19 protein-coding genes are annotated in these 22625 nt (G+C 73.7%); 10 read left to right on the top strand and 9 right to left on the bottom strand.

Going from position 1 to position 22625, the window contains the following annotated elements; translation table 11 throughout:
- Nucleotides 1-91 precede the first annotated feature (91 nt).
- Genes AB0K18_RS06305 through AB0K18_RS06285 form a run of 5 tightly spaced genes read left to right on the top strand, consistent with a single transcriptional unit; the run spans nt 92 to nt 5710 of the window.
- A complete protein-coding gene (locus tag AB0K18_RS06305) occupies nt 92-1399 on the top strand; it encodes an MFS transporter (RefSeq protein ID WP_364910657.1) in 1308 nt (435 codons plus the stop codon).
- On the top strand, nt 1396-2340 hold the full coding sequence (locus AB0K18_RS06300; RefSeq protein WP_364910655.1) for a hypothetical protein: 945 nt from the start codon (nt 1396-1398) through the stop codon (nt 2338-2340). Before AB0K18_RS06305 ends, AB0K18_RS06300 begins: the two co-directional genes overlap by 4 nt.
- Nucleotides 2328-3359 (top strand): DUF917 domain-containing protein, encoded by a 1032-nt coding sequence (locus tag AB0K18_RS06295; protein ID WP_364910652.1) that lies wholly within the window; start codon nt 2328-2330, stop codon nt 3357-3359. Before AB0K18_RS06300 ends, AB0K18_RS06295 begins: the two co-directional genes overlap by 13 nt.
- Entirely contained in the window at nt 3356-4852 is a 1497-nt protein-coding gene (locus tag AB0K18_RS06290) for a helix-turn-helix domain-containing protein (RefSeq protein ID WP_364910649.1), read from the top strand. The genes AB0K18_RS06295 and AB0K18_RS06290 overlap by 4 nt, the downstream gene beginning before the upstream one ends.
- A 24-nt stretch (nt 4853-4876) precedes the next feature.
- A complete protein-coding gene (locus AB0K18_RS06285; RefSeq protein WP_364910647.1) occupies nt 4877-5710 on the top strand; it encodes a metallophosphoesterase in 834 nt (277 codons plus the stop codon).
- 58 nt (nt 5711-5768) lie between these two features.
- Here AB0K18_RS06285 and AB0K18_RS06280 read toward each other — a convergent pair whose 3' ends face one another.
- From AB0K18_RS06280 to AB0K18_RS06270, 3 genes are all read right to left on the bottom strand, one after another.
- Entirely contained in the window at nt 5769-7397 is a 1629-nt protein-coding gene (locus tag AB0K18_RS06280; protein ID WP_364910645.1) for a hydantoinase B/oxoprolinase family protein, read from the bottom strand.
- Nucleotides 7394-9418: a hydantoinase/oxoprolinase family protein gene (locus tag AB0K18_RS06275; protein ID WP_364910643.1), complete on the bottom strand. Its 2025-nt coding sequence runs from the start codon at nt 9416-9418 to the stop codon at nt 7394-7396. The genes AB0K18_RS06280 and AB0K18_RS06275 overlap by 4 nt, the downstream gene beginning before the upstream one ends.
- A 250-nt stretch (nt 9419-9668) precedes the next feature.
- A complete protein-coding gene (locus AB0K18_RS06270; protein ID WP_364910641.1) occupies nt 9669-9986 on the bottom strand; it encodes a hypothetical protein in 318 nt (105 codons plus the stop codon).
- Nucleotides 9987-10066: 80 nt separating this feature from the next.
- Between AB0K18_RS06270 and AB0K18_RS06265 the strand changes: the two genes are divergently transcribed.
- Complete coding sequence (locus tag AB0K18_RS06265; protein WP_364910639.1) at nt 10067-10687, top strand: YigZ family protein; 621 nt, start codon at nt 10067-10069, stop codon at nt 10685-10687.
- Nucleotides 10688-10745: 58 nt separating this feature from the next.
- On the opposite strand, the gene AB0K18_RS06260 is transcribed toward AB0K18_RS06265, so the two are convergent.
- Entirely contained in the window at nt 10746-11975 is a 1230-nt protein-coding gene (locus AB0K18_RS06260) for an isochorismate synthase (protein WP_364910637.1), read from the bottom strand.
- Between the two features lie 218 nt (nt 11976-12193).
- Here AB0K18_RS06260 and AB0K18_RS06255 point away from each other — a divergent pair, with 218 nt between their 5' ends.
- Nucleotides 12194-13033, top strand: a complete 840-nt coding sequence (locus AB0K18_RS06255; RefSeq protein ID WP_364910635.1) for a GDSL-type esterase/lipase family protein — start codon at nt 12194-12196, stop codon at nt 13031-13033.
- A gap of 1 nt (nt 13034) precedes the next feature.
- Here AB0K18_RS06255 and AB0K18_RS06250 read toward each other — a convergent pair whose 3' ends face one another.
- A complete protein-coding gene (locus tag AB0K18_RS06250) occupies nt 13035-13748 on the bottom strand; it encodes an HNH endonuclease family protein (protein ID WP_364910632.1) in 714 nt (237 codons plus the stop codon).
- A gap of 72 nt (nt 13749-13820) precedes the next feature.
- Here AB0K18_RS06250 and AB0K18_RS06245 point away from each other — a divergent pair, with 72 nt between their 5' ends.
- From AB0K18_RS06245 to AB0K18_RS06235, 3 genes are all read left to right on the top strand, one after another.
- A complete protein-coding gene (locus AB0K18_RS06245) occupies nt 13821-14276 on the top strand; it encodes a CrcB family protein (protein ID WP_364910629.1) in 456 nt (151 codons plus the stop codon).
- A complete protein-coding gene (gene crcB, locus AB0K18_RS06240; RefSeq protein ID WP_364910626.1) occupies nt 14273-14632 on the top strand; it encodes a fluoride efflux transporter CrcB in 360 nt (119 codons plus the stop codon). Before AB0K18_RS06245 ends, crcB begins: the two co-directional genes overlap by 4 nt.
- A 77-nt stretch (nt 14633-14709) precedes the next feature.
- Entirely contained in the window at nt 14710-15630 is a 921-nt protein-coding gene (locus AB0K18_RS06235) for a trypsin-like peptidase domain-containing protein (protein WP_364910623.1), read from the top strand.
- A 9-nt stretch (nt 15631-15639) separates the two neighbouring features.
- Here AB0K18_RS06235 and AB0K18_RS06230 read toward each other — a convergent pair whose 3' ends face one another.
- From AB0K18_RS06230 to AB0K18_RS06215, 4 genes are all read right to left on the bottom strand, one after another.
- Nucleotides 15640-16935, bottom strand: a complete 1296-nt coding sequence (locus AB0K18_RS06230) for a glycosyltransferase family 4 protein (RefSeq protein ID WP_364910621.1) — start codon at nt 16933-16935, stop codon at nt 15640-15642.
- 162 nt (nt 16936-17097) lie between these two features.
- The gene (locus AB0K18_RS06225) at nt 17098-20349 is read right to left on the bottom strand and encodes a PDZ domain-containing protein (RefSeq protein WP_364910619.1); all 3252 of its coding nucleotides are present in this window, start codon (nt 20347-20349) and stop codon (nt 17098-17100) included.
- Between the two features lie 97 nt (nt 20350-20446).
- Entirely contained in the window at nt 20447-20569 is a 123-nt protein-coding gene (locus tag AB0K18_RS06220) for a hypothetical protein (protein WP_355423612.1), read from the bottom strand.
- Nucleotides 20570-20726: 157 nt separating this feature from the next.
- Nucleotides 20727-22601 carry a translation factor GTPase family protein gene (locus AB0K18_RS06215; RefSeq protein WP_364910616.1) on the bottom strand — a complete coding sequence of 625 codons (1875 nt, stop codon included), beginning with the start codon at nt 22599-22601 and terminating at the stop codon, nt 20727-20729.
- Nucleotides 22602-22625 lie beyond the last annotated feature (24 nt).

The raw sequence follows: 22625 nt of genomic DNA, 5'->3' as shown, positions 1-22625 counted from the left end.
CGGGGGCCGGGCAGGGCGGCGCGCACAGCCGCGCCGGCACAGGCCGGACGTAAGGTGCCGCCAGCATTCCGCCCCCCTCCGAGGAGCATCCATGACCGCCACCCAAGCGCGGACGCTGCCCATCGGCGCGGCGTTCGACCGCATGCCGTTCACCCGCCGGCACGTGCTCATCGCGCTCGCGCTCTTCGTCGCGTTCGTCATCGAGTCGTGGGAGCAGCTCGCGCTCGTCTACGTCTCCGGCGACCTCGGCGCTCAGCTGGGCATCGGCGAGGCGGGCATCGGCGTGGTGCTGTCGGCGGTGGCGTTCGGCATGATCCCCGGCGTGCTGGTCTGGGGGCCGGTGGCCGACAGGATCGGACGCCGGCCGACCGCGTTCTGGTCGCTGCTCGCGTACGGGGTGCTCGCGCTGGCCTCGGCCTTCGCCACCAGTGCGGAGGCCCTGGTGGCGCTGCGGGTGGCGTCGGGGCTGGCGCTGGCCGGCGTCTACACGATCACGTTCCCGTTCTTCCTGGAGCTGCTGCCCACCCGGCACCGTGGGCGGGCCGCGGTCTACCTGTCGATCGGGTGGCCCATCGGCATGCTGGCCGCCATCGGCGCGTCCGTGCTGCTCGGCGACCTCGGCTGGCACGTCGTGGTGATCGCCAGCGCGGTGGCCGGGCTGTGGGCGTTCGCGGTGCGGGCCTGGGTGCCCGAGTCGCCGTACTGGCTGGCCGCACGCGGCCGGCAGGAGGAGGCGCGGGCGGTGCTGCGCGAGCTGGGCAGCCCCGACGCCGATGCCACGTTCACCGTGGCGAGCGAGCGGGCCGGGCGGCCGCTCGACCTGTTCAAGGGCGGGCTCGGCCGGATCACCCTGGTCATGCTGGCGCTCAACTTCGTCTTCAACTGGGGCTACTGGGGGTTGCAGACGTGGCTGCCGACGCTGCTGCAGGAGCGCGGGCTGACGCTGTCGACCTCGCTCGGCTTCGCGGCGCTGAGCGCGCTCATGATGATCCCCGGCTACGTCAGCGCCTCCTGGCTGACCGGCCGCTACGGCCGCAAGAAGGTCTTCCTCGTGTACGTGGCCGCCGCCGCCCTCGGCGGCCTGTGGTTCGCCACCGCCTCCTCCACGACCGGCCTCTACCTCGGCAACTTCGTGCTGTCGTTCTTCAGCCTCGGCGCCTGGGGCGTGTGGAACACCTGGAACGGCGAGTTCTACCCGACCGCCCTGCGCGGCACCGGCTACTCGTGGGCCACGGCCGCACAGCTCGTCGCCACCACCGTGGCGCCCTCCACGGTGGGCGCGTTGCTCGCGGGCGCCACCGGCTTCACCGCTACCATGCTGATCATCAACGCGTTCATGGTGGCCACGGCGCTGCTGGCGCTGCCGCTGCCCGAGACGGAAGGGCGCGAGCTGGAGTGATACTCGGCGTCGCGCTGGAGACGGCGGGCGGGCCTGGCCCGCCCCCGATGCTGGTGGCGGCGGACGAGGGCGGGCCGGTGTGGCCGGTGTCGCGCGCGGCGGCCCGTACGGCGGCCCGCGTGTGCGTGGCGCTCGACCTGACCGGCGCGCCGGTGGCGCCGGTGGCCGCGATCCGGGTGGGCGGACGCTGCCCCGAGGCGCTGCGGCCGGTGGCCGACCCCGGCGTGGCGACCATCGTGCGCGGCGGGCACAGCGTGACGGGGCGGCGGCTCGCGCCGCTCGACACCGAGGCCGTACGCCGGTTCGCGGCGGAGTGCGGGCTGCTCGACTTCGCGGTGACCGCCACGGGCTCGCCGGTCCTGCCCGAGCACGAGCTGGAGGTGGCCGCGATCATCGCCGCCGAGGTGCCGGGCGCGCGCATCACCCTGTCGTACGAGTTCGGCCATCCCGGGCTGCGCGAGCGCGAGGCCGAGACCATCCGCAACGCCGCCCTGTCGGCCGAGGTCGACCGCATCGCCGACGACGTCGCCAGGGAGCTGCCCGGCGTGCCCGCCTACTTCGCGCGCTCCGGCGGCGGGGTGGTGTCGGCGCACTACTTCCGGCGCTTCCCGCTCGCCTGCGACCTGGGCGCGACGGCGAGCCGCGCCCGGGGCCGCGCCGAGCTGGGCCCCGACGTGCCCGACGGAGTGGCGGCGGCGTACGGGGCGCTGCTGGGCGAGCCGGCCGCCCAGGTGGAGCGGATCGTGCAGGCCCGCGGCAGGGCCGAGCTGGACCGCATGCTGCAGGACGCCAGGGACGAGGCGCTGACCAGGGTGGTGAGCGCGGGCGCCGCGCCGGGGTCGGCCCGCATCGCGGAGACGACGGTGAACCCGCTGTCGTACCTGCCCGACGGGCTCTACCGGGTGCGGGTGACGGCGGGCGGCCAACTGTGGTCCGGCTGATCGACCCCGCCGGTCTCGACCGCCTCTCCGCCGGGTCGCGGGTGCTCGCGACGGGGGCGGCGGAGTCGTCGTACAACCTGGCGCTGGACTGGGCGCACTCGGTGGTCGGCGGCGGCGTGGAGCTGGCGGCGGCCGGCGAGCTGCCCGATGAGACGGTGTGCGTGGCGGTCAGCCTGGTCGGCTCGACGACCGCGCTGGGCGAGCAACTGCCCGCCGGTGACGAGCCCGAGCGGGCGGTGCGGGCGCTGGAGCGGCGGCTGGGCGAGCGGGTGGGCGCGGTCGTGGCGCTCAACCTGGCCGCGGAGAACGCGCTGGTCCCGCTGATCGCGGCGGCCGCGCTGGGCGTGCCGCTGGTGGACGGCGACGGGACGGGGCGGGTGTTCCCGCTGGTGGAGCAGACGACGTACACGCTGGGCGGGGTGAGCGCGGCGCCGCTCGCGCTGGCCGGCGGCTCGGGGGAGCTGGTGGTGCTGGAGACGGCGGCCGACCGGGTGGAGGAGCTGCTGCGGCCCGTCGTGCTGTCGGTCGGCGGCTGGGCGGTGGCCGCCTGCTACCCGATGACGGCCCGTGACCTCGCGCGGGTGGTGGTGCCCGGCACGGTGAGCCTGCTCATGCGGGCGGGCGAGCCGGGCGTGCCGCGCGCGGCGGCGGCCCCGTACGGCGCGCGCACGCTGTGCCGGGGCCGGATACTCGCGGTGGAGGGCAGCACCGGGCACGGCTCCGACATGGGCCTGCCGTCGCAGCCGTCGTCCATCGTCATCAGGGAGACCGAGGTCGGCCGGCTGGTCCGGTTGGAGGCGCACAACGAGGTGGTGCTGGCGCTCGCCGACGGCGCCGTGGTGGCCGTCGTGCCCGACCAGATCTGCATGATCTCGCTGCTCGACGGCATGGTGGTGGACGTGGACAAGGCCGAGCCCGGCCTGGAGGTGGAGATCATGGTGGTGCGGGCGGCGCCGGTGTGGCACACGGAACGGGGCCTCGCGCTCGGCGGGCCGCGCGCGTTCGGGATCCCGCTGTGAGCGGCGTACGGACGGCCGGCTGGGAGGCCCCCGTCACGGTGGCCGAGCTGGTCAACGCGGGGCCGCTGGCGGGCGCCCGCATGTACGGCGCGGGCGAGCATCCCGTACGCGGCGTGCGCATCGTGGACGAGCCGGCCGTCTTCGCCACGGTCACGCCGCACACGGCGGTCGTGCTGAGCGGGGCGGCGGCCGGCGGCGGCTGGGCGGTCGAGATGGCCATGCGCCGGGCCTGGGAGCAGGCCGCCGCGTGCGTCATCGCGCCGTCGGGCGGGCTCAGCGAGGGCTCGGGCGAGGTGCTGGCCGAACGGCTCGGCGTCACGCTGGTCTTCGTGGACGACGACCCGCTGCTCGTCGCGGTACGCGTGGCGTCGGCGGCGGCACGTCCCGACGCGGCCCGCACCCAGCTCGTGGCCCGCTGCGCCACCCGGCTGGCCGAGGCGGGCACCTCGCCGCGTCGGGTGCTGGGCGTGCTGAACGCCGAGCTGCCGGGCACCGCCGTGGCCTTCCTCGACCGCTACGGCCTGCCGCTCGCGGGCCGCCGCGACGCTCTCGACCCGCAGACCGGGCGCGGCCGGTGGTCGGTCGAGGTGGAGGTGCCCGACCTGGCGGGCGAGGCGCTGGGCCGGCTGGTGGCGGCCGGCTCGTCCCGCTCGCCCGGCTGGCCCGCCGTGGTGCGCACGGTGCTCGGGCTCGCGGTGGCGCCGCTGACGGCGTGGGCGGCCGGCGAGCGGCTGCGCGCCTCGCACGACTTCGCGCTGCAGGCGTCGCTGGCCGAGCGGCTGCTGCGGGAGGCGAAGCGGCCGGGCGCGCCGGTCGAGGAAGAGGAGGAGGCGGCGGCGGTCGCGCTGGGCTGGGCGGTGCGCGGCCCGCTGACCGCCTACCACGTGCGCCCGCTGGCCGAGGCGCCGGCCGACCCGGTGCCCGCCGGCCCGCTGATCGCCGCCGCGCTCGGTCAGGTGCCGGTGCTGGTGCGGGCCGGCGGCTGGGCGGGCTGGTCGGCGCTGCCGCCGCAGGACGTCGCCGAACGGCTGCTGCGCTGCCTCCCCGCGATGCCGTGGCCGGCCGCCGCGGGCGTCGGAGCCCAGGTGGACGGGCTCGCCGCGGCGGAGGAGTCGCTGCTGGGCGCGCAGGCGGCGGCGTTCGTCGCCGCGCCCGGCACGGTGGCGCGGGCCGACCGCATGGGCCCCGCCGAGCTGCTGGGCGCGCTGCCGGTCGGCGGGCTGCGGGCGCCCGCGGAGGTCGTGCTGCGCCCGCTGCTGGCCGTCGACAAGGACGGCACGCTGCTGGAGACGCTGGCCGCGGTGCTGGACGAGGGCGGCGCGCTGCGCGCCGCCGAACGGCTCGGCGTGCACCGCAACACGATCACGACCAGGCTCGAACGCATCAAGGCGGCCGGCTTCGACCTCGACGACGCCCCGGCCAGGCTCGCCCTGCAACTCGCCTGCCACGTGCTGCTGCGATCACCGGGGACGCCCGACGTGACATCCTTTTAGGAGCAGCAGGAAAGGAGACCCCCGTTGCCGGACGCCAGACTGCTCGCCGTCAGCGACCTGCACGTCGCCTACCCCGAGAACCGCGCCATCGTGGAGGAGCTGAAACCGCTCGCGCCCGGCGACTGGCTGCTGGTGGCCGGCGACGTGGGCGAGCGGCTGGCCGACATCCGGTGGGCGCTGGGCCTGCTGGCCGGCCGGTTCGAGCGGGTGGTGTGGGTGCCGGGCAACCACGAGCTGTGGACGCCGCCCGGCGACCCACCCGAGCTGCGCGGCGTGGCCCGCTACGACGAGCTGGTGCGCATCTGCCGTGAGCTGGGCGTCCTCACGCCGGAGGACGACTATCCGTTATGGCGGGGCGCGGGCGGCCCGGTGCGGATCGTGCCGCTCTTCCTCCTGTACGACTACACGTTCCTCCCCGAAGGCCACCCCACCAAGGAGAGCGCGCTCGCCTACGCCCACGGCACAGGTGTGGTCTGCACCGACGAATACCTGCTCCACCCCGACCCCCACCCCACCCGCGACGCCTGGTGCCGCGACCGCGTGGCGCGCACCGAGCGCCGGCTGGCCGAGCTGGACGACGACGTGCCGCTGGTCTTCGTCAACCACTACCCCCTGGTACGCGAGCCGACCGACATCCTGCGCTACCCCGAGTTCGCCCAGTGGTGCGGCACCACGGCCACGGCCGGCTGGCACGTACGCCACCCCACGGCCGCGATGATCTACGGCCACCTGCACATCCCGCGCGTCACCCGCCACGACGGCGTGCGCTTCGAGGAGGTGTCGCTCGGCTACCCGCGCGAGTGGAAACGCCGTCCAGGCGGCCGCCGGCTGCTGCGCGACGTGCTGCCGGAGGCGTAGAAGGGGGGAGGCCCGCCGCCCCGATGCCAGGGGAAAGCACCGGGACGGCGGGCGGGTCTCATCCGGTGACCATGCCTTCCGCGCGGTCCTCCGCCACCGCCTCGGGCGCGCGCTCTTCCGGCCGCCCGTAGCCGCCGCCACCGCCCGACTCGCAGCGCAGCACGTCACCCGCCTTGACGGGCAGCGCGTTGACCTTGAGCATGTGCCGCTCGTCCGGCGTGCCGGGGTTGAGCGTGACGCGCGGCGGCGCGCCGTCCGCGCCGCCCGCCAGGCCCCACGCGGGCGTCACCGACCGCTCGAACCACAGCGACAGCGAGGTGTCGCCGCAGAACTCGTACTCGCGCACCACGCCGTTGCCGCCCCGCCAGCGCCCCGCGCCGCCGGTGCCGGGGCGCACCTCGTAGCGGGTGACACGGACGGGGAACAACGTCTCCAGCACCTCGATCGGCATGTCGCGCAGCGACCCGTTGACGTTGTTGATCAGGCAGCTCTCGCCGTCGCCGCCCTCCCAGGCGCCCCAGCCGCCGACGGTGGCCTCCTGCGAGACGTACAGCTTGCCGGTGCGCGGGTCGGTGCCGGTGAACTGCACGATCATCGAGTCGCCGTACGACGCGGCGGCCGCCTTGTCCGGCAGCACCGGCGCCAGCGCCTTGACCACCAGGTCGATGAGCAGCCCCAGGTGGGAGTAGTAGTACTGGCAGGCGGCCGGCGACTCGGCGGCCAGCATAGAGCCCGGCCTGGTGCGCACCGACAGCGGGCGGAACGAGCCGCCGTTCAACGGCACGTCGCCGGAGACCAGCAGCTTGTAGCCGACCCGCACGGCGGCCACCGCCTGCGCGGCGCCGCAGTTGACCGGGCCGGTCGCCTGGTCGGCGCAGTCGGTGAGGTCCACGTGCATGCTCTCGCCGGACACCGTGACCGCCACGGTGACCGGCAGCGGGGTGTCGAGGTCGATGCCGTCGTTGTCCAGGTAGCCCGAGGCCCGGTAGACGCCGTCGGGGACGGCCGCGATGGCCGCGCGTTCCATGCGCTCGGTCTGGGCGAAGATCTGCTCGCGCGCCTCGGCCAGCGTGGCGAGGCCCCACCGGTCGACGATCTCCTTCAGCCGCCGCTGCCCGGTCATCGCGCAGCTCACCTGGGCGCGCAGGTCGCCCAGCGTGGCGTGCGGGAAGCGCACGTTGCGGGAGATGAGCTCGTGCAGGTCACGGCAGGGCTCGCCGCCCTCGTACACCTTGACGGGGCCCATCCGCAGGCCCTCCTGGAAGATCGACGTGGAGTCCATGGAACCGCCGGGGTCCTTGGAGCCGACGTCCAGCCAGTGGGCGCGCGACGCGGCGAACCCGGCCAGCTCGCCGCCCGCGAAGATCGGCCCGTAGACGGTGACGTCGTTGAGGTGGGTGCCGCCGATGTAGGAGTCGTTGAGCACCCACACGTCGCCCTCCCGCCACACCTCGGGCCCGTACAGGCGCTCGGTCTCGCGGGTGCACACCTCCAGGTTGCCGAGGAAGATCGGCAGCCCGGACGACTGGCCGAGGACGTTGTGGTCGCGGTCGAGCAGCGCGACCGCGCAGTCCTTGGCCTCGTAGATGACGGGGGTGTAGGAGCTGCGGATGAGGGTGGTGTTCATGTCCTCCGCCGCCTGCAGCAGCGCGCAGCGGATGATCTCGGTGGTGACGGGGTCGATCACGTGTTCACTTTCATGATGAGGAAGCCGTTGTCGTCCACGCTCGCCAGGCAGCCGGGCGGGACGACCGTGGTCGCGGTCTCCTCCACCACGATCGCCGGCCCGGTCAGCTCGCCGTCCAGGCCGGAGCGGCGCAGCACGGGGGTGCGGTGCACCTCGCCGTCGAAGATCACATCCCGTACGCCGGCCTCCTGCGGCGCCTCGGCCCCGGCCGCGGGGGCGGCGGTGCGGGGGAACGAGCCGAACCCGGTGCTGCGCAGCAGCACGAACTCCACCGGCGCCTCCGGGGTGGCGTGCCCGTAGCGGCTCGTGTGCGCCTCGGCGTAGCGAGCGGCCACGCACTCCAGGAACCCGGCCTGGGCGGGCTCGGTGGCGTCGCGCAGCGGAATGGTCAGCGTGTAGTCCTGGCCCTCGTAGCGCATGTCCACCGCGTGCTCCACGCGCCGCCGCTCCTCGGGCACGCCCTGCGCGTCGAGGGCGTCGAGCGCCTCCCGCTCCAGGGCCACCAGCCGCTGCGACATGTCGCCGCCGTCGAGGACGCCCTGCGGCCGGAAGTACGGGTCCGTCAGGTCTCTGCGCACGTCCGCCTCCAGCATGCCCCAGGCGGAGAACGCGCCAGGGAAGCGCGGCACGACCACCTCGGAGATGCCCAGCTCCCGCGCGATGAACGCGGCATGCATCGGCCCGGCCCCGCCGAAGGCCACCAGCGCGAACTCGCGCGGCTCCACCCCGTGCTCCACCGTGAGCGTGCGGATGGCCTGCGCCATCTTCTCGTTGGCCACCGCGCAGACGCCCTCGGCCAGCTCCAGCGGGTCCAGCCGCAGCCGCCCCGCCAGCTCCGCCACCGCCGCCCCCGCGGCCTCGGCGTCCAGCGTCATCAGCCCGCCCGCGAACCAGGCCGGATCCACCCGCCCGAGCGCCACGTTCGCGTCGGTGACCGTGGCCTGCGTGCCGCCCCTGCCGTAGCAGGCGGGCCCGGGGTCGGCGCCCGCCGACCCGGGGCCGACGCGCAGCGCGCCCGCCTCGGCGTACGCGATCGAGCCGCCGCCCGCGCCGATCGTGTGCAGGTTGACGATCGGCATCAGCACCGGATGGCCCTCGATGCTCGCCTCCGCGCTCACGTCGGGCCGGCCGTCCACCACGAGCGACACGTCGAAGGAGGTGCCGCCCATGTCGATGCAGATCGCGTTGTCGCGGCCCAGCAGCCGGGCCGCCGCCACGCCGCCCATCGTCCCGCCGACCGGCCCCGACAGCAGCGTCTGCAGCGGCCTGCGCATCGCGTACGAGGCGTTGACCAGCCCGCCCGACGACTGCATGACGTGCACGGGCACGCCCAGCCCGCGCTCGGAGAAGCGCCGCTCGATCCCCGCGAGATAGCGCCGCACCACCGGCCCCGTGTACGCCTCCAGCACCGCCGACGAGGTGCGCTCGTACTCGCGCCACTCGCGCGCCACCTCGTGCGAGAGCACCACCAGCACGTCGTCGCCCAGCTCCTCGCGCAGGATCCGGCCCGCCCGCAGCTCGTGGTCCGGGTTGACGTAGGAGAACAGCAGGCACACCGACACCGCGTCGAACCCCTCGGCCCGCGCCCTGCGGGCCGCCGCGCGTACCGACTCCTCGTCGAGCGGCCGCAGCTCGCGCCCCCGGTAGTCCAGCCGGCCGCCCGCCTCCATCACGTCGCGGCGCGGCACCAGCGGCTCCAGCTTGCGGTAGCGCAGGTCGAACATGCGGTCGCGGTTGCCGCGCGCGATCCGGCAGACGTCGCGCGCGCCGTCGCTCGCCAGCAGCAGCACCCTCGCGCCCTTGCGCTCCAGCAGCGCGTTGAGGCCCTGCGTGGTGCCGTGCACGAAGAACGAGATCTCCGACGGGTCGTCCATCACCCGTCCGAGCGCGGCGAAGACGCCCTCGGCGAGGTCTCCCGGCGTGGTGGGCGCCTTCGAGGCGGTGACGGCACCCGTCCTGTCGTCGTAGCAGACGACGTCGGTGAAGGTGCCGCCGATGTCCATGGCGACGCGATAACTCATGTGCCGCACCGTACGCGGAAGCCGGCACCGCCGTCCTGTGCGTCCCGCACACCCACCACTCCGCACCCGTGCACCCCGCACCGCCCCTCCGGTCGGGGCGGGGACGGGGGTGAGACAAGGCCGTCGCGCTCCCGGCCGGGAGGGCGGAAGGGCCTCGCTCGCCGCGCCCCCGTCCGGCGGGGGTGCGGGAAGGCATGACCGCGCGCCCCCGTCAGGCGGGAGTGCGGGGGAGCATGGCCGCACGCCCCCGTCAGGCGGGAGTGCGGGGGAGCATGGCCGCCACCTCGAAGCGCAGCAGGGGGTCGGCACGGAGCTCTGCCGCGAGGGCCAGCCTGAGCGCGGTCCGGCAGGTCTCGTCGTCGGGCTTGGCGCCCGCCACCCGGCCGATCACCTCGCGGGAGGCGGCGTCGCCGCGGCCGAAGACCCGCTGCAGGATGCGCGCGCCCCTCGCCATCTCCGTGCCGGCGGCCAGCTCGCGGGTCCTGGCCAGCACGCCGGTGCCGTAGGCGTCGATCGCCGCCGTCACGTAGGGCATGACGGCGGTCGCGGTGTCGTTGGGACTGTCCATGAGACCCCTCCCGGTCCTGGCGACCTGACGGCATCGTAGCTCTCGCCGGGGCCGCGCGGCGGGGGACTACCCTGTCGGATGTGCCAGCCCCGTACCTCACCCTGAACACCGTCGTCCAGCACGAGACCGAGGCGCGGCGCTCGCGCTTCATCTGCGCGCTGGCTCCGGCGCGCAGCGTCGACGAGGCCGCCGCGTTCATCGCCGAGCGCCGCAGGCTCTACTCCGACGCCACCCACAACTGCACCGCCTACGTCATCGGCGAGCGCATCCAGAAGGGCGACGACGACGGCGAGCCGGGCGGCACCGCGGGCACGCCCATGGTGCAGGCGCTGGTGGGGCGGGGCTTCAGCGACGTCGTGGCGGTGGTGACCCGCTATTTCGGCGGCACCCTGCTGGGCGCGGGCGGGCTGGTGCGCGCCTACGGCTCGGCCGTCACCGAGACGCTCGACCGGGCCGAGCCGGTGCGGATGGTGCCGGCCAGGCTCGTCCACGTCGCCGTCGCGCACGACCAGGCCGGGCGGGTGGAGAACGACCTGCGGGCCTCCCGCCACGCGGTGCGCGACGTGACGTACGCGGGCGAGGTGACCTTCGCCGTCGCGGTGGGGGAGGACGAGGTGGCGGCGTTCACCGACTGGGTCGCCACACTGACGGCCGGCCGCGCCCGCGTCGACCTCGGCGACCCCCTCCACGTCCCCGTCTGACCCCGCCCGCCCTTCAGGGCCCTGCGCGTTCCGGCCTCCTGCGGCGGGCGCGGGGCGGTCAGCCCTCCAGGGCGTACTGCATGACGCGGAACTTCGCCTGGGCCTCGGCCAGCTCGGCGGCCGGGTCGGAGTCGCCCATGATGCCGCCGCCCGCGAACAGCCGGGCCCGGCGGCCCTGCACGAGGCCAGAGCGGAGCGCGATGCCCCACTCGCCGTCGCCGTGCGCGTCGATCCAGCCGACGGGGCCGGCGTAACCCGCGCGGTCCATGCCCTCCAGCTCGCGGATGACCTGGATCGCCGTCGAGGTCGGGGTGCCGCCGACGGCCGCCGTCGGATGCATGGCGGCGACCACGTCGAGCACGGAAGCCCCGTCGGCCAGCCGCCCGGTGACGTGGCTGGCCAGGTGCTGCACGTTGGGCAGCATCAGCAGTTCGGGCTCGTCGGGCGTGGTCAGGGACGAGCACAGCGGGGCCAGCGTCTGGCGTACGGAGGCGATCGCGCACTCGTGCTCGTGCCGGTCCTTGGCCGAGGCGAGCAGCGCGGCACCGCGCGCGAGGTCGTCGGCCGGGCCGGTGCCCCTCGGGGTGGTGCCGGCCAGCACCAGCGACTCGATCTCCTGCCCGGTGCGCCGGATGAGCAGCTCGGGTGTGGCGCCGACGAGCCCCGCGACCGAGAACGTGTAGCACTCGGGGTAGCGGGCGGACAGCCGCGACAGCAGCAGCCGCACGTCGATCGGCCGTTCGGCGGTGGCGACCAGGTCGCGGGCCAGCACCACCTTCTCCAGCTCGCCCTCGCGGATGCGCTTGGCGGCCTGCGCCACCACGTGCTCCCACTCGGGCGCGGACAGGCTGCCGTCGCCGTAGCTGATGCGTCCGGGGTCGCGGATGGGCGTGAACCTCTCCAGCGGCGATTCGCCGACCGTGGTCAGCCACGCCCGGCCGTCCCTGCGGGCCAGCACGGCCCGGGGGACCACCAGCACGGAGCCGTGGGCGTCCTCGTCGAAGGTGAAGCTGCCGAAGGCGACCGCCCCGGAGCCCGGCGTGCGTACGGAGTCGTCGACCTGCGCCTCACCGAAGACGGTGGCCAGCCACTTACGGGCCCAGGCGAACCGTCCTGGCCCCGGAGGGACGGCCACCCTGGCGGCCTCACCCCATCCGACGAGGCCCTCTCCGTTCCTGACCCAGGCGTAGGGGGCCGTGTGGGGGAGGGACGCCAGCAGGTCACCGGGGTCGCCTACAGGGGTGGTGCGAACCGGCAGCGGGCGGGTTGTTCCGAGCGCGACACTCACTCAAGACACTCTATGCGGGAACTGAACACGTTCGACTCGGACCCCCGTGAATGCACTGTTACCCGTCAAGAACCGGGAAAGAACCGGCCGCCGCCCGCTGTTGAGCACTGCCCCGGCCGGCCCCCGTTGTCAAGCCGCCCTATGAAGATGGTCCTGAACAGGCAGTACGCGCCTCGAGATCGTGGCAGGCCGGTCATCGCGTCCCTACCTTGGTGCTCATGATCGCTCGCCTGGGCTCCGTGCTCGCCGCCGCCGTCGTTCTCACCGCCTCGGGCACGGCCGTGCGGGCCGCCCCCTTGGCCCAGCCCGTGCCGCAGGTCATGGCCGCGCTCGGCGACTCCATCTCGACCGGGTTCAACGCCTGCGGCTGGTACGTCTCCTGCACCGCCCGCTCCTGGTCCTCCGGCGACAACAAGGACGTCAACAGCCACTACCTGCGCCTGTCGGAGCTGTCCGGAACGCTCCAGAAGAACAACCTGAACTTCGCCAAGCCCGGCGCGACCAGCGCCGACCTGCTCGGTCAGGTGAGGAAGGCGGTCGAGGCCAAGGCCGACTATGTGACGATCCTCATAGGCGCCCAGGACGCCTGCGTCCGCACCGAGCAGCAGATGACCCCGGTCGCCACCTACCGCCGCCGCATCGACGCCGCACTGGCCGAGCTGCGCGCCGGCATGCCGGGGGCCAGGGTGTTCTTCGCCAGCGTCCCCGACCTGCGGCGGCTGTGGCAGGTCGGCAAGTCCAGCGCCCTGGCCAGGACGTTCTGGGGCGCCGGCCGCATCTGCCAGTCGATGCTGGACAACCCCGCCTCCACCCGCCGCGCCGACGACCAGCGCCGGGCCAGGGTGCGGGCCCGTGTCATCGCCTACAACAGGGCCGCCGCCGCGGCGTGCGCCGCGTACGGGCCCGGCTGCCGCACCGACGGTGGAGCGGTGTTCTCCTACCCGTTCACGCTGGAGCACGTCAGCCGCTGGGACTATTTCCACCCGAACTCGGAGGGGCAGCGGGTGCTGGCCGAGCAGACGTACCGGCGGGGCTTCCGCTGGTTCGACCCGCGCTGACCTACCGGCACTGCTTGAGCATGATCTTCTTGTCGGCCGGGCGGACCGGCACGTCGTACTTGAGCGCGACCTGCGCGAAGCGGGTCACGTAGGCACAGCGGATGCCGCGCCTCGGGGGCAGCCAGCTCGCCGGCCCCGAGGCGTCCTTCTGCTCATTGGCGTGCCCGTCCACGGGCAGCAGGTTGAGCGGGTCGTTGGCGAAGTCGAGCCGCTTGGACATCGACCAGCGCGGCGCGCCCATCCGCCAGCCGTAGTTGAGCGGCACCACGTGATCGACCTGCACCTCGTCGGCGTTGTCCTTGTGCCAGTGGATCACCCGGCCGGTGTAGGGGTCGGTCAGCTCCATGGAGACGACCTCGCAGTCGGAGCCCTTGCGGTACTTCACGTTCCGCCCGTCGCGGGCCAGCAGGTCGTCACGGGTGCGGCAGCCGTTGCGCGCGTACGGGACGCCCATGGCCGAGTCGGCCCAGTTGCCGCCGTAGCGGGTGCGGGCGTAGCCGGTGTTGGGGCCGAAGCCCTTCGTACGCAGGCGTTCGATGATCCCGCGTGCCTCGGCCTTCTCCGCGTCCGAGATGATGGGGGCCAAGCCGGGCAGTGTGCCGCTGACGTTGCCCAGCGGGCTGGCCGCGGTGGCGGGCGGGGTTCTGGCGGTGCCGACGAAGGAAGCGACGATGATGGCTCCGGCGAGGACGGCGATGGCGTCCTTGGTGCTCAAGCAGACCTCCATGAGCTCCGGGTTGTCTAGAGAGATTCCCGGCGCGCGGTATTTCGACACGGGGAGGGTTATGTGACTGATCGTCCCATCGATCCTGACGTCGATCTTCACGTCCCCGCCCAGCGGGCCGAGCTCCACTGGCCGGTCATCGCCGTGATCGCGGCCGGCGGGGCGCTGGGGGCGCTGGCCCGCCACGGGCTGCAGACCCTGTTGCCGACGCCGCCCGGCGGGTTCCCGTGGGCGACGTTCCTCGCCAACGTGTCGGGCTGCCTGCTCATCGGGGTGCTCATGGTGGTCATCACCGAGGTCCGCACGGCCCACCGGCTCGTGCGGCCGTTCCTGGGGGTGGGGGTGCTGGGCGGCTACACCACGTTCTCCACGTACGTGGTGGACACGCAGCGTACGGTCGCCGCCGGAGCCCCGGTGACGGCGCTGGTCTACCTGGCGGCCACCATGGCGGCGGCGCTGGTGGCGGTCGCCTCCGGCATGTGGCTCACCCGCCGGGTGGCCGGAGGCCGAGCCCGATGACGGTGCTGCTGATCGTGATCGGAGCGGCCGTCGGGGCGCCGCTGCGCTACCTGGCGGACCGGGCCGTGCAGGCGCGGCACGAGACCGCCTTCCCCTGGGGGACGCTGAGCGTCAACGTCGCCGGATCAGCGCTGCTGGGCTTCCTGGCCGCGCTGCCCGCGGACGGCGGGGTGATGGCGCTGGCGGGCACGGGGTTCTGCGGGGCGCTGACGACGTACTCGACGCTCGGGTACGAGACGGTCCGGCTGACCGAGGAGGGCGCCCGCTTCCACGCGATCGCCAACGCGCTGGCCAGCGTGGTCGCCGGCCTCGGCGCCGCCTACTGCGGCATGGCCGTCGCCCAGGCCCTGACCTGACCGCGTTCAGCAGTTCCCGCGATGGCGCGCTTCGGGAGTTAGCGTGTAAGCACGTAATCATCTCCCTGGAGGGCGTGATGGCGGATCCCCTCGACGCCTACTCTCGCGTCGTGTCGTCCGTGGCGGCCGAGTTGCTGCCGAAAGTGGCCAGTGTGCGGGCCGGCCGGGGGAGCGGGTCGGCGGTGGTGTTCACCGCCGACGGGTTCCTGCTGACCAACGCGCACGTCGTCGGCACCGCGCGGTCCGGCACCGTGGCGTTCGCCGACGGCGGTTCCGGCGGTTTCGAGGTGGTCGGCCGCGACCCGCTGTCGGACCTCGCGGTCATCAGGGCGCGGACCCCCACCCCGCCGCCCGCCGAGCTGGGCGACAGCGACGACCTCGTGGTGGGGCAGCTCGTGGTGGCCGTCGGAAACCCGCTCGGGCTGGCCGGGTCGGTCACCGCCGGCGTGGTGTCCGGTCTCGGCCGTTCGCTGCCCGCCCGCAGCGGGGCCGGCATGCGGCTCATCGAGGACGTCATCCAGACCGACGCCGCACTCAACCCCGGCAACTCGGGCGGCGCGCTGGCCGACGCGCAGGCGCGGGTGGTCGGCGTCAACACGGCCGTCGCCGGGGTCGGGGTCGGCCTGGCCGTGCCGGTCAACGCGACCACCAGGTCCATCATCGCCGCGCTCATCAGGGACGGCCGGGTCAGGCGGGCGTTCCTCGGCCTGGTGACCTCACCGGCGCCGCTCTCCGAGGCGCTGCGGCGGCGCACCGGGCAGGACGGGGCGCTGCGCGTGGTCGAGGTGGTGCCCGGCTCACCCGCGCAACGCGCCGGGCTGCGGGCGGGCGACCTGGTGCTGAGCGCGGGCCGTACCCCGGTGGGCGACGCGCAGAGCCTCCAGCGGCTGATGTTCGCCGACGCCATCGGCCGCCCGCTCCCCATCACCGTGCACCGCAACGGCGCCTTGGTGGACGTCATCGCCGAGCCGGTGGAGCTCACCGGCACCGGCGTCTGACCTCCGGGATCACGTGGTGGTCGATGCCGGTCGCCGGGCGGCCAGTCGTTTGCGGTAGCGGGCCTCGCGGTGGGCCAGGAGGTCGGCGAGGAGCTTGTCCCACTTCTGGCCGATCACGTCCACGTCGTACGTCTGCGCCTTCTCCAGCGCCCCCGCCGCCAGGTCGCGCCGCAGCTGCTCGTCCTCGATGACCCGGATGATGGAGGCGGCCAGGTTCGCGTTGGTGCGCGGCTTGACCAGCAGCCCGTCCACCTCGTTCTTGATCATCTCCTTCGGCCCGTGCGGGCTGTTGAAGCTGACGATGGCCAGCCCCTTCGCCATGGCCTCCAGGATCGTCATGGGGAAGCCCTCGTGACGGGAGCTCATCACGTAGATCGACGCCTTCTCCAGCTCGGCCCCGACGTCGGTGGTGGGCCCCGGCAGCTCGACCTTGCCCTCCAGACCGGCCTCCGCGATCTGCCTGGCCAGGTTCTCCTCCTGCGGCCCGGCCCCGAAGATGCGCAGCTTCCAGTCGGGGTGCGCCTGCGCGACCGTCTCCCAGGCGGTGATCAGCCGGTGGAAGCCCTTGATCCGGGTCATCCTGCCGACCGCGACGGCCACCTTGGCGTCGAGCTTGGACACCTCGCCGCTCATCGGCGGCACCGCGTTCGGGATGCGCACCAGCTTGCGCGGCGGCTTCTTCAGCGTGTCCTGGTAGTCCTTCAGGTCCGCCTTGGTGAGCGTGACCAGCGCGTCCAGGCGGCGGTAGCGCCACTTGATCAGCTCCTGCACCGGCTCCGGCTGGGTGGCCAGGGCCACGTGCTCCTGCCCGATCGTGATGACGCCCGGTGGCGCTAACTGGGCGACCGCGAGATTCAGCCCGGGACGGGTGGCCATCAGCACGCCGCCGTCCAGCGAGCGGATGAACCGGGCCAGCTTGAGGTCGGTCCACAGATTGAACCGGTGGTACGCCGACTCCTCCTTCGGGATCAGCCGGCTCGGCAGCTTCGACAACATCGCACGTACGGGGTCGTGCCCGGGGTTGAGACGATCGTCCAGATAGCGGAACGTCACCCGCGGGTCGATCGGGAAGAACGGCTGCTCGGCCTCCTTCAGGACGGAGACGATCTCGACCTCGTGCTCGTCGGCCAGGTGCCCGGCCAGGTTGAACACGGTCCTGATCGTGCCGCCCATCCCGTGCGCGTGCAGGAGGAGGATGCGGATCCGCCTGGTCGAGGGCGGCGGCGCGGTGCGTGCCTTGCGCCGGTCGTACCCCCGATACAGCCGGACCATCGCCGACTTGCCCTTGCGTGCCAGTGCGCGCACCTGTCATGTCTCCCATCAGCGTCGGAAAAGCTGTACATACACATCGCCGGTGGCGAGGGCGTCAGCCTCACCACCGGCTCGGTCGTGTTCGGCGGGGGGATACGCGTCCTTCATCCCCTGTGCGCTTTCCCCACCTATGATCATTAGACGCCGGGGAGGTGACTAAGGTTGCATTCCGGGCCGGTGCCGGGGGTCCGGGGTGTGCGGCGGATGCGCGGCGAGCAGCGCGAGAGCGGTGTCGATGGCCGTCTCCAGCTGCGTGTCCACGCCTCTGGCGTAGTCCTGCGGGGTGATGTCCACCTCGATGTCGGGATCGGTGCCGTAGTTCTCCACCTGCCAGCCCACGTCGTCGAACGCGAACGAGAACTCCGGCTGCGTCGTCACCGTCCCGTCCGCGAGCTGGTGGCGCGGCCAGATGCCGATCACGCCGCCCCACGTGCGCCTGCCCACCAGCGGGCCGAGGCCGAGCAGCTTGAAGGTGTGGCTGAAGATGTCGCCGTCGGAGCCCGCCCACTCGTTCGTGATCGCCACCAGCGGGCCGCGCGGCGACTCCGGCGGGTACGGCTCCGCGTCGCCCCACCGCGGGTAGTCGTAGCCGAGCCGCCGCCTGGCCAGCTTCTCCAGCAGCAGCGCCGAGACGTGCCCGCCGCCGTTGTAGCGCACGTCCACGATGAGCGCGTGCCGGTCGTACTCGGCCAGGAAACCCCGGTGGAACTCCCCGAACCCCTCGGCCCCCATGTCGGGCACGTGCAGGTAGCCCACCCGGCCGCCGGAGCGCTCGTGGCAGCGGGCCCTGTTGAGGTTCACCCAGTCGCGGTAGCGGGCCGGGCGCTCGTCGGCGAGCGCGCGTACGGTGGCCGTGAACACCCGCTCGCCGCGCCGCAGCGTCAGCTCGACCTCCTCGCCGGCCTGGTTGACCAACCGCTCGTTCGGGGTGGCCGCGGTGCCGATCGGCGCGCCGTTGATCGCCAGCACCGCGTCGCCCGGCCGTACGTCTAGGCCGAGCCGGTTCAGCGGCGAGGTGGCCTGCGGGTCCCACCGGTCGCCGGTCACGATCGAGCGGATGTGGTAGACGCCGTCCCGGTGGTCCCAGTCCACGCCCAGCTTGCCCTGGCTGTAGTCGGGGCCTGGGCGGTACTCGCCGCCGCTCTCGAAGGCGTGGCTGGTGGCCAGCTCGCCGTGCAGCTCCCACAGCAGGTCGGAGAACTCGCCGCGGGTGGTGACCCGGTCGACCAGCGGCTGGTAGCGGTCGTAGACGGCCGCCCAGTCCACGCCCGCCATGTCCTCGGTCCAGAAGTTCTCCAGCTGCAGCCGCCACGCCTCGCGGAACATCTGCCGCCACTCCGCCTCAGGGCAGACCGGCACCTTGACCCGCGACAGGTCGATCCAGCCGCTGTCGCGCCCCGGCCTGTCGCCGTCGCCCGGCACCTCGCCGGCCTTGACCACGCGGAGCCGGTCGTCCGCGCGGTACAGCAGCGTGCGGTGGTCGCGGCCCAGCTCGAACGCCGTGACGCCCTCGGCGAACGTCTCGTTCTCGCCCTTGGCGAAGTCGAACAGGTGCAGCGTGCCGTCGCCCTCCAAGGGGCTGGTGAGCAGCAGCGCCTTGTCCTTGTGCAGCCCGGCCACCTGCTCATAGCGGCCCTCCGGGAGCGGGAACGCGGTCACCCGGCCGGCCAGCCCGTCCAGGTCCACCCGCAGCGGCTCCTCGTGCTCCTCCTCTTCGTCGTCCTCGTCGTCCTTGTCCGTCAGCGGGTGCCGCCGGGGGACGAACGGGTCGGGCACGTCCGCGCGCAGCGCCACCGCGTACGGCCGGGTGCCCAGCGGGAAACCCAGGTCGAACTGGAGCTGGTCGTAGACCGGCGAGAAGACGCGCTGCCCGACGAAGTACAGGTAGCGGCCATCCGGGTCGAAGGCCGGCATCGAGTCCTTCAGCACCGGCTCGCTGGCCTGCACCGTCCGGCCGGTCTCCGGGTGGTGCAGCTTGATCGCGGTGGTCTGGGCGTTGAGCGGGCTCGCGTACGCCAGCCACCGCCCGTCCGGCGACCAGGCGGGATCCTCCGGCGCGCCGTGCGGGTTGGCCTCCACCAGCACCGACCGGCCCTGGGACAGGTCGAGCAGATACAGCTCGTGGCGGTGGTTGACGATCGCCACCCGGTCGTGCGCCGGGTCGGGCACCAGCTCGTTGATCCGCCCCAGCCGCGCCACCTCGACCCCCGCCCTCGCGTCCGCCCTCGCACCCGCCCCCGCCCCCGCACCCGCGTCCGCCCCCGCACCCGCGTCCGCCCTCGCACCCGCCCCCACATCCGCGTCCGCTCCTGCGTCCGCCTTCGCCTCCCGGCCGGCGCTCGCGCCGGCGTCGGCCGGCTCCAGGACGACCAGGCGCTCCTCGTCGCCGTCGTCGCTGGCCGCCGCGATGAGCCTGACGCCGTCGTTCAGCCAGGTCAGGAAGCGGTAGCGGACCCCGTCGGTGCAGCCGTGCCGCCGCACGGGGCCCTCCCAGTTCCCCATCGCGTACGCCTTGCCGCGCGTCGTGAGCGCCACCGCGCTGCCGTCGGGGGCGAGGGTGGCGCTGTCGAGGAACTCGGCGGCGTCCACGAACCTGCGGTTGCGCTGCGTCCTGGAGCTGGCCAGCCGCACCTCCAGCCGGCGCGCGGGCTCGCCCGGCTCCAGCAGGTACAGGTCGGCGCCGGCGTGGTAGACCAGGCGATGCCCGTCGCCCGACAGGTTACGGGCGTAATAGTCGTCGTGATGGGTGTGCTTGCGCAGATCGTCACCGTCGGGGGTGCACGAGTAGACGTTGCCGACGCCCTCGTGGTCGGAGATGAAGCACACCCGGCCGTCGCTCCAGCAGGGCGAGGCCAGGTTGCCGGGCAGCCGGATCAGGCGGCGGAACTCGCCGTCGCCGCGCGGGTCGATCCACAGATCGCCGACCGTGCCGCCGCGGTAGCGCTTCCAGCGGGCGGGGTCGGCGGTGTTGCGGCCCAGCACGATCATGCCGCCCGGCGCGTACGCGATGGAGTTCGCCGGCCCGTACGGCAGCCGCTCCGGCACCCCGCCTGGCGCCACCCGGTGCAGCCACTTGCGTCCCTCGAAGGGCTGGCCCTGGTCGCTGGCGTACAGGATGCGGCCGTCCAGGTCCCAGCCGGTCACCGTGCAGCGGGCGCCGTGGAAGGTCACCCTGCGGGCCGCGCCGCCGCCGGCCGGCATCACGTACACCTCTTCAGGACCCTCCTCGCGTCCCACGAACGCGAGCTGGTCGCCGCGCGGGGAGATGCGCGGGTAGCCGGCCTCGGCCAGCCCCGCGGTCAGCCGGAACGCCCGTCCGCCCTGGGCGGAGACCATCCACAGGTCGTCCTCGGCGGCGAACACCACCACGTCCTGGAACACGGCGGGGAAGCGCAGGTAAGCCGACATGAGCGCAGCTCCACAGTCGATCGGACGGTCGAGGCCCCCCGCCTCGGCCGTCCGATCAGCTCACCGGACGGGCAGCCTGGGAGGGCTGCCCGGAAGGTCACTCTTCGCCGGTCGGCTTGGTGCCTTCCCGCTTGGTCTCCTTGGCCTGCCGGCTGGTCTTGATGGCCTGCTTCTTGGACTTGCCGGACTTGGCCGCGGGTTTCTTCTTCGTGTCAGCCATGGAGATCATCCCCCCTGTACGGACGTGATGCACCTGATTGGTACACCAAGCCCCTTAATACCCATCGAACGACGAAACCCGACATGCCTCTTATGTACTCTTCGTAACCCCTTAGCTACTCGGGCATGCGGCTCTCGAAGTCGCTCACCGACGTCCGTCAGCGGCCGCTCGCGACCCCTTGGCGTACCGGCCGGTCGCCGGACGCCTCCGACCACCACACCCCCTCGCCGTGCGACAACCCGGGCAGCCGCCGCTCGAAGACGTGCACCGCCGCCGCCGGGATCTCCCCGCCCAGCACCCACGTGTCCGCGCGCCGCGCCGTGTCGCGCAGCTCGCCGCCCAGCGCCGCGAGCTGCGCCGTCACCGGGCCGAACGTCTCCAGCGGCACCTCCACCTCGAACCGGTGGCACGGCTCGTGCACGATCGTGCCCGCCCGGCGCAGCGCCCGCGCCAGCACGATCCGGGTACGGGCACGGAAGTCGGCGGCCACGGTCACCGGCGCGCTGTAGCCGGTCCTGGTCAGCGTCACCGTCACGTCGGTCACCGGCCAGCCGTGCGGCCCCTCGTGCAGCGCCGCGCGCACGCTCTCCTCGATCGCCCGGTGGAAGGCCAGCGGCAGCGACCCGAGCGCCACCTCCAGCCGGTAGCCAACCCCCGAGCCGCGCGGCGCCGGGTCCACCCGCAGCCCCACCGTCGCCATGTGCTCGTTGGGCCCGTGGCGCTGGATTTCCGCCAGCGCCTCGCCGGTGCCCGCGGGCCGCTCGAAGTAGACGGGGTGGCTCGGCTCGAACACCGCCTCCACGCCGTACTCCCTGGCCAGGGTCTCGCCGATGACCTCCTTCTGCACCTCGCCGTACAGCAGGACCGAGGTCTCGCCGCCCGCCACCGTGCGCGTGCCGATCAGCGGGTCCTGTTCGGCCAGCGCGAGCAGCGCCGCGTGCACGCGCGGCTCCTCGCCCGGCACGCGTGCCCTGACCACCGTCTCCAGGCTCGGCGGGGTGAAGTGGGCCCGCCCCGCGGGCCCGGGCCCGCCCAGGTGGTCGCCGACCCGGAGTTCGGGCACGCCCCAGACCTTGACGATGTCGCCCGCCAGCGCCGTGCGCCGCTGCGGCGCGCCCGCCACGGCGAGCGCGGTCACCCGCCCGTCGTAGGCGTGCGTCCCGTCCCGGTAGAAGCCGATCTTCTCGCGGGTGCGCAGCACGCCCTCGCGCACCCGTACGTACGCCGCCTTCTCCCCGGACGGGCCCCGCTCGACCGCGAACACGCAACCGCTCGGCCGCCCGCCCCCGGCGGCCTGGGGTACGGCGGGTAGCAGCTCGGCGATGCCGTCGAGCAACTCGGGCACGCCCTGCCCGGTGATCGCCGAGCCGAACAGCACCGGATACGCCTCACCGGCGCCGCACTGGCGGGCCAGCGCCGCGCGTACCTGCTCGGCGCCCGGCTCACCACCCTCGACCAGCAGCTCCAGCAGGTCGTCGTCGCGTTCTGCGAGCACCTCGGCGGCCGGCCGAACTGAGGGGAGCGGCCGGGTGACGGCCGCACGCCCGCCGATGCCCTCGACGGTGGTGATCGGCACGCAGGACGGCGACAACCGCCGCCGCATCTCGGCCAGCAGCTCGTGCTCGCGCGCGCCGGCCCGGTCGATCTTGTTGACGAAGATCAGCGTCGGCAGCCGCAGCCTGCGCAGGGTCTTCATGAGGACCCGGGTGTGCGGCTGCACCCCTTCGACGGCCGACAGCACCAGCACGGCGCCGTCCAGCACGCCGAGCGCCCGCTCGACCTCGGCCACGAAGTCGGCGTGCCCCGGCGTGTCCACGACGTTGACCCGCAGGTCGCCGAGGGTGAAGGAGGCGACGGCGGCGCGGATGGTGATGCCGCGGCGCCGCTCGATCTCGCCGGTGTCGGTCTGGGTGCTGCCGGTGTCGACGCTGCCGAGCCGGTCGATGACGCCGGTCTCGAACAGCAGCCGCTCAGTCAGGCTGGTCTTGCCCGCATCCACGTGTGCGAGGATGCCGATGTTCAGGATGTGCACGGTTGAGGAACCCTCGGGAAACTC

The organism is Nonomuraea sp. NPDC049421, from assembly GCF_040677005.1.
Taxonomy (GTDB): Bacteria; Actinomycetota; Actinomycetes; order Streptosporangiales; family Streptosporangiaceae; genus Nonomuraea; species Nonomuraea salmonea.
This window is presented reverse-complemented; position numbering and strand designations above follow the sequence as displayed.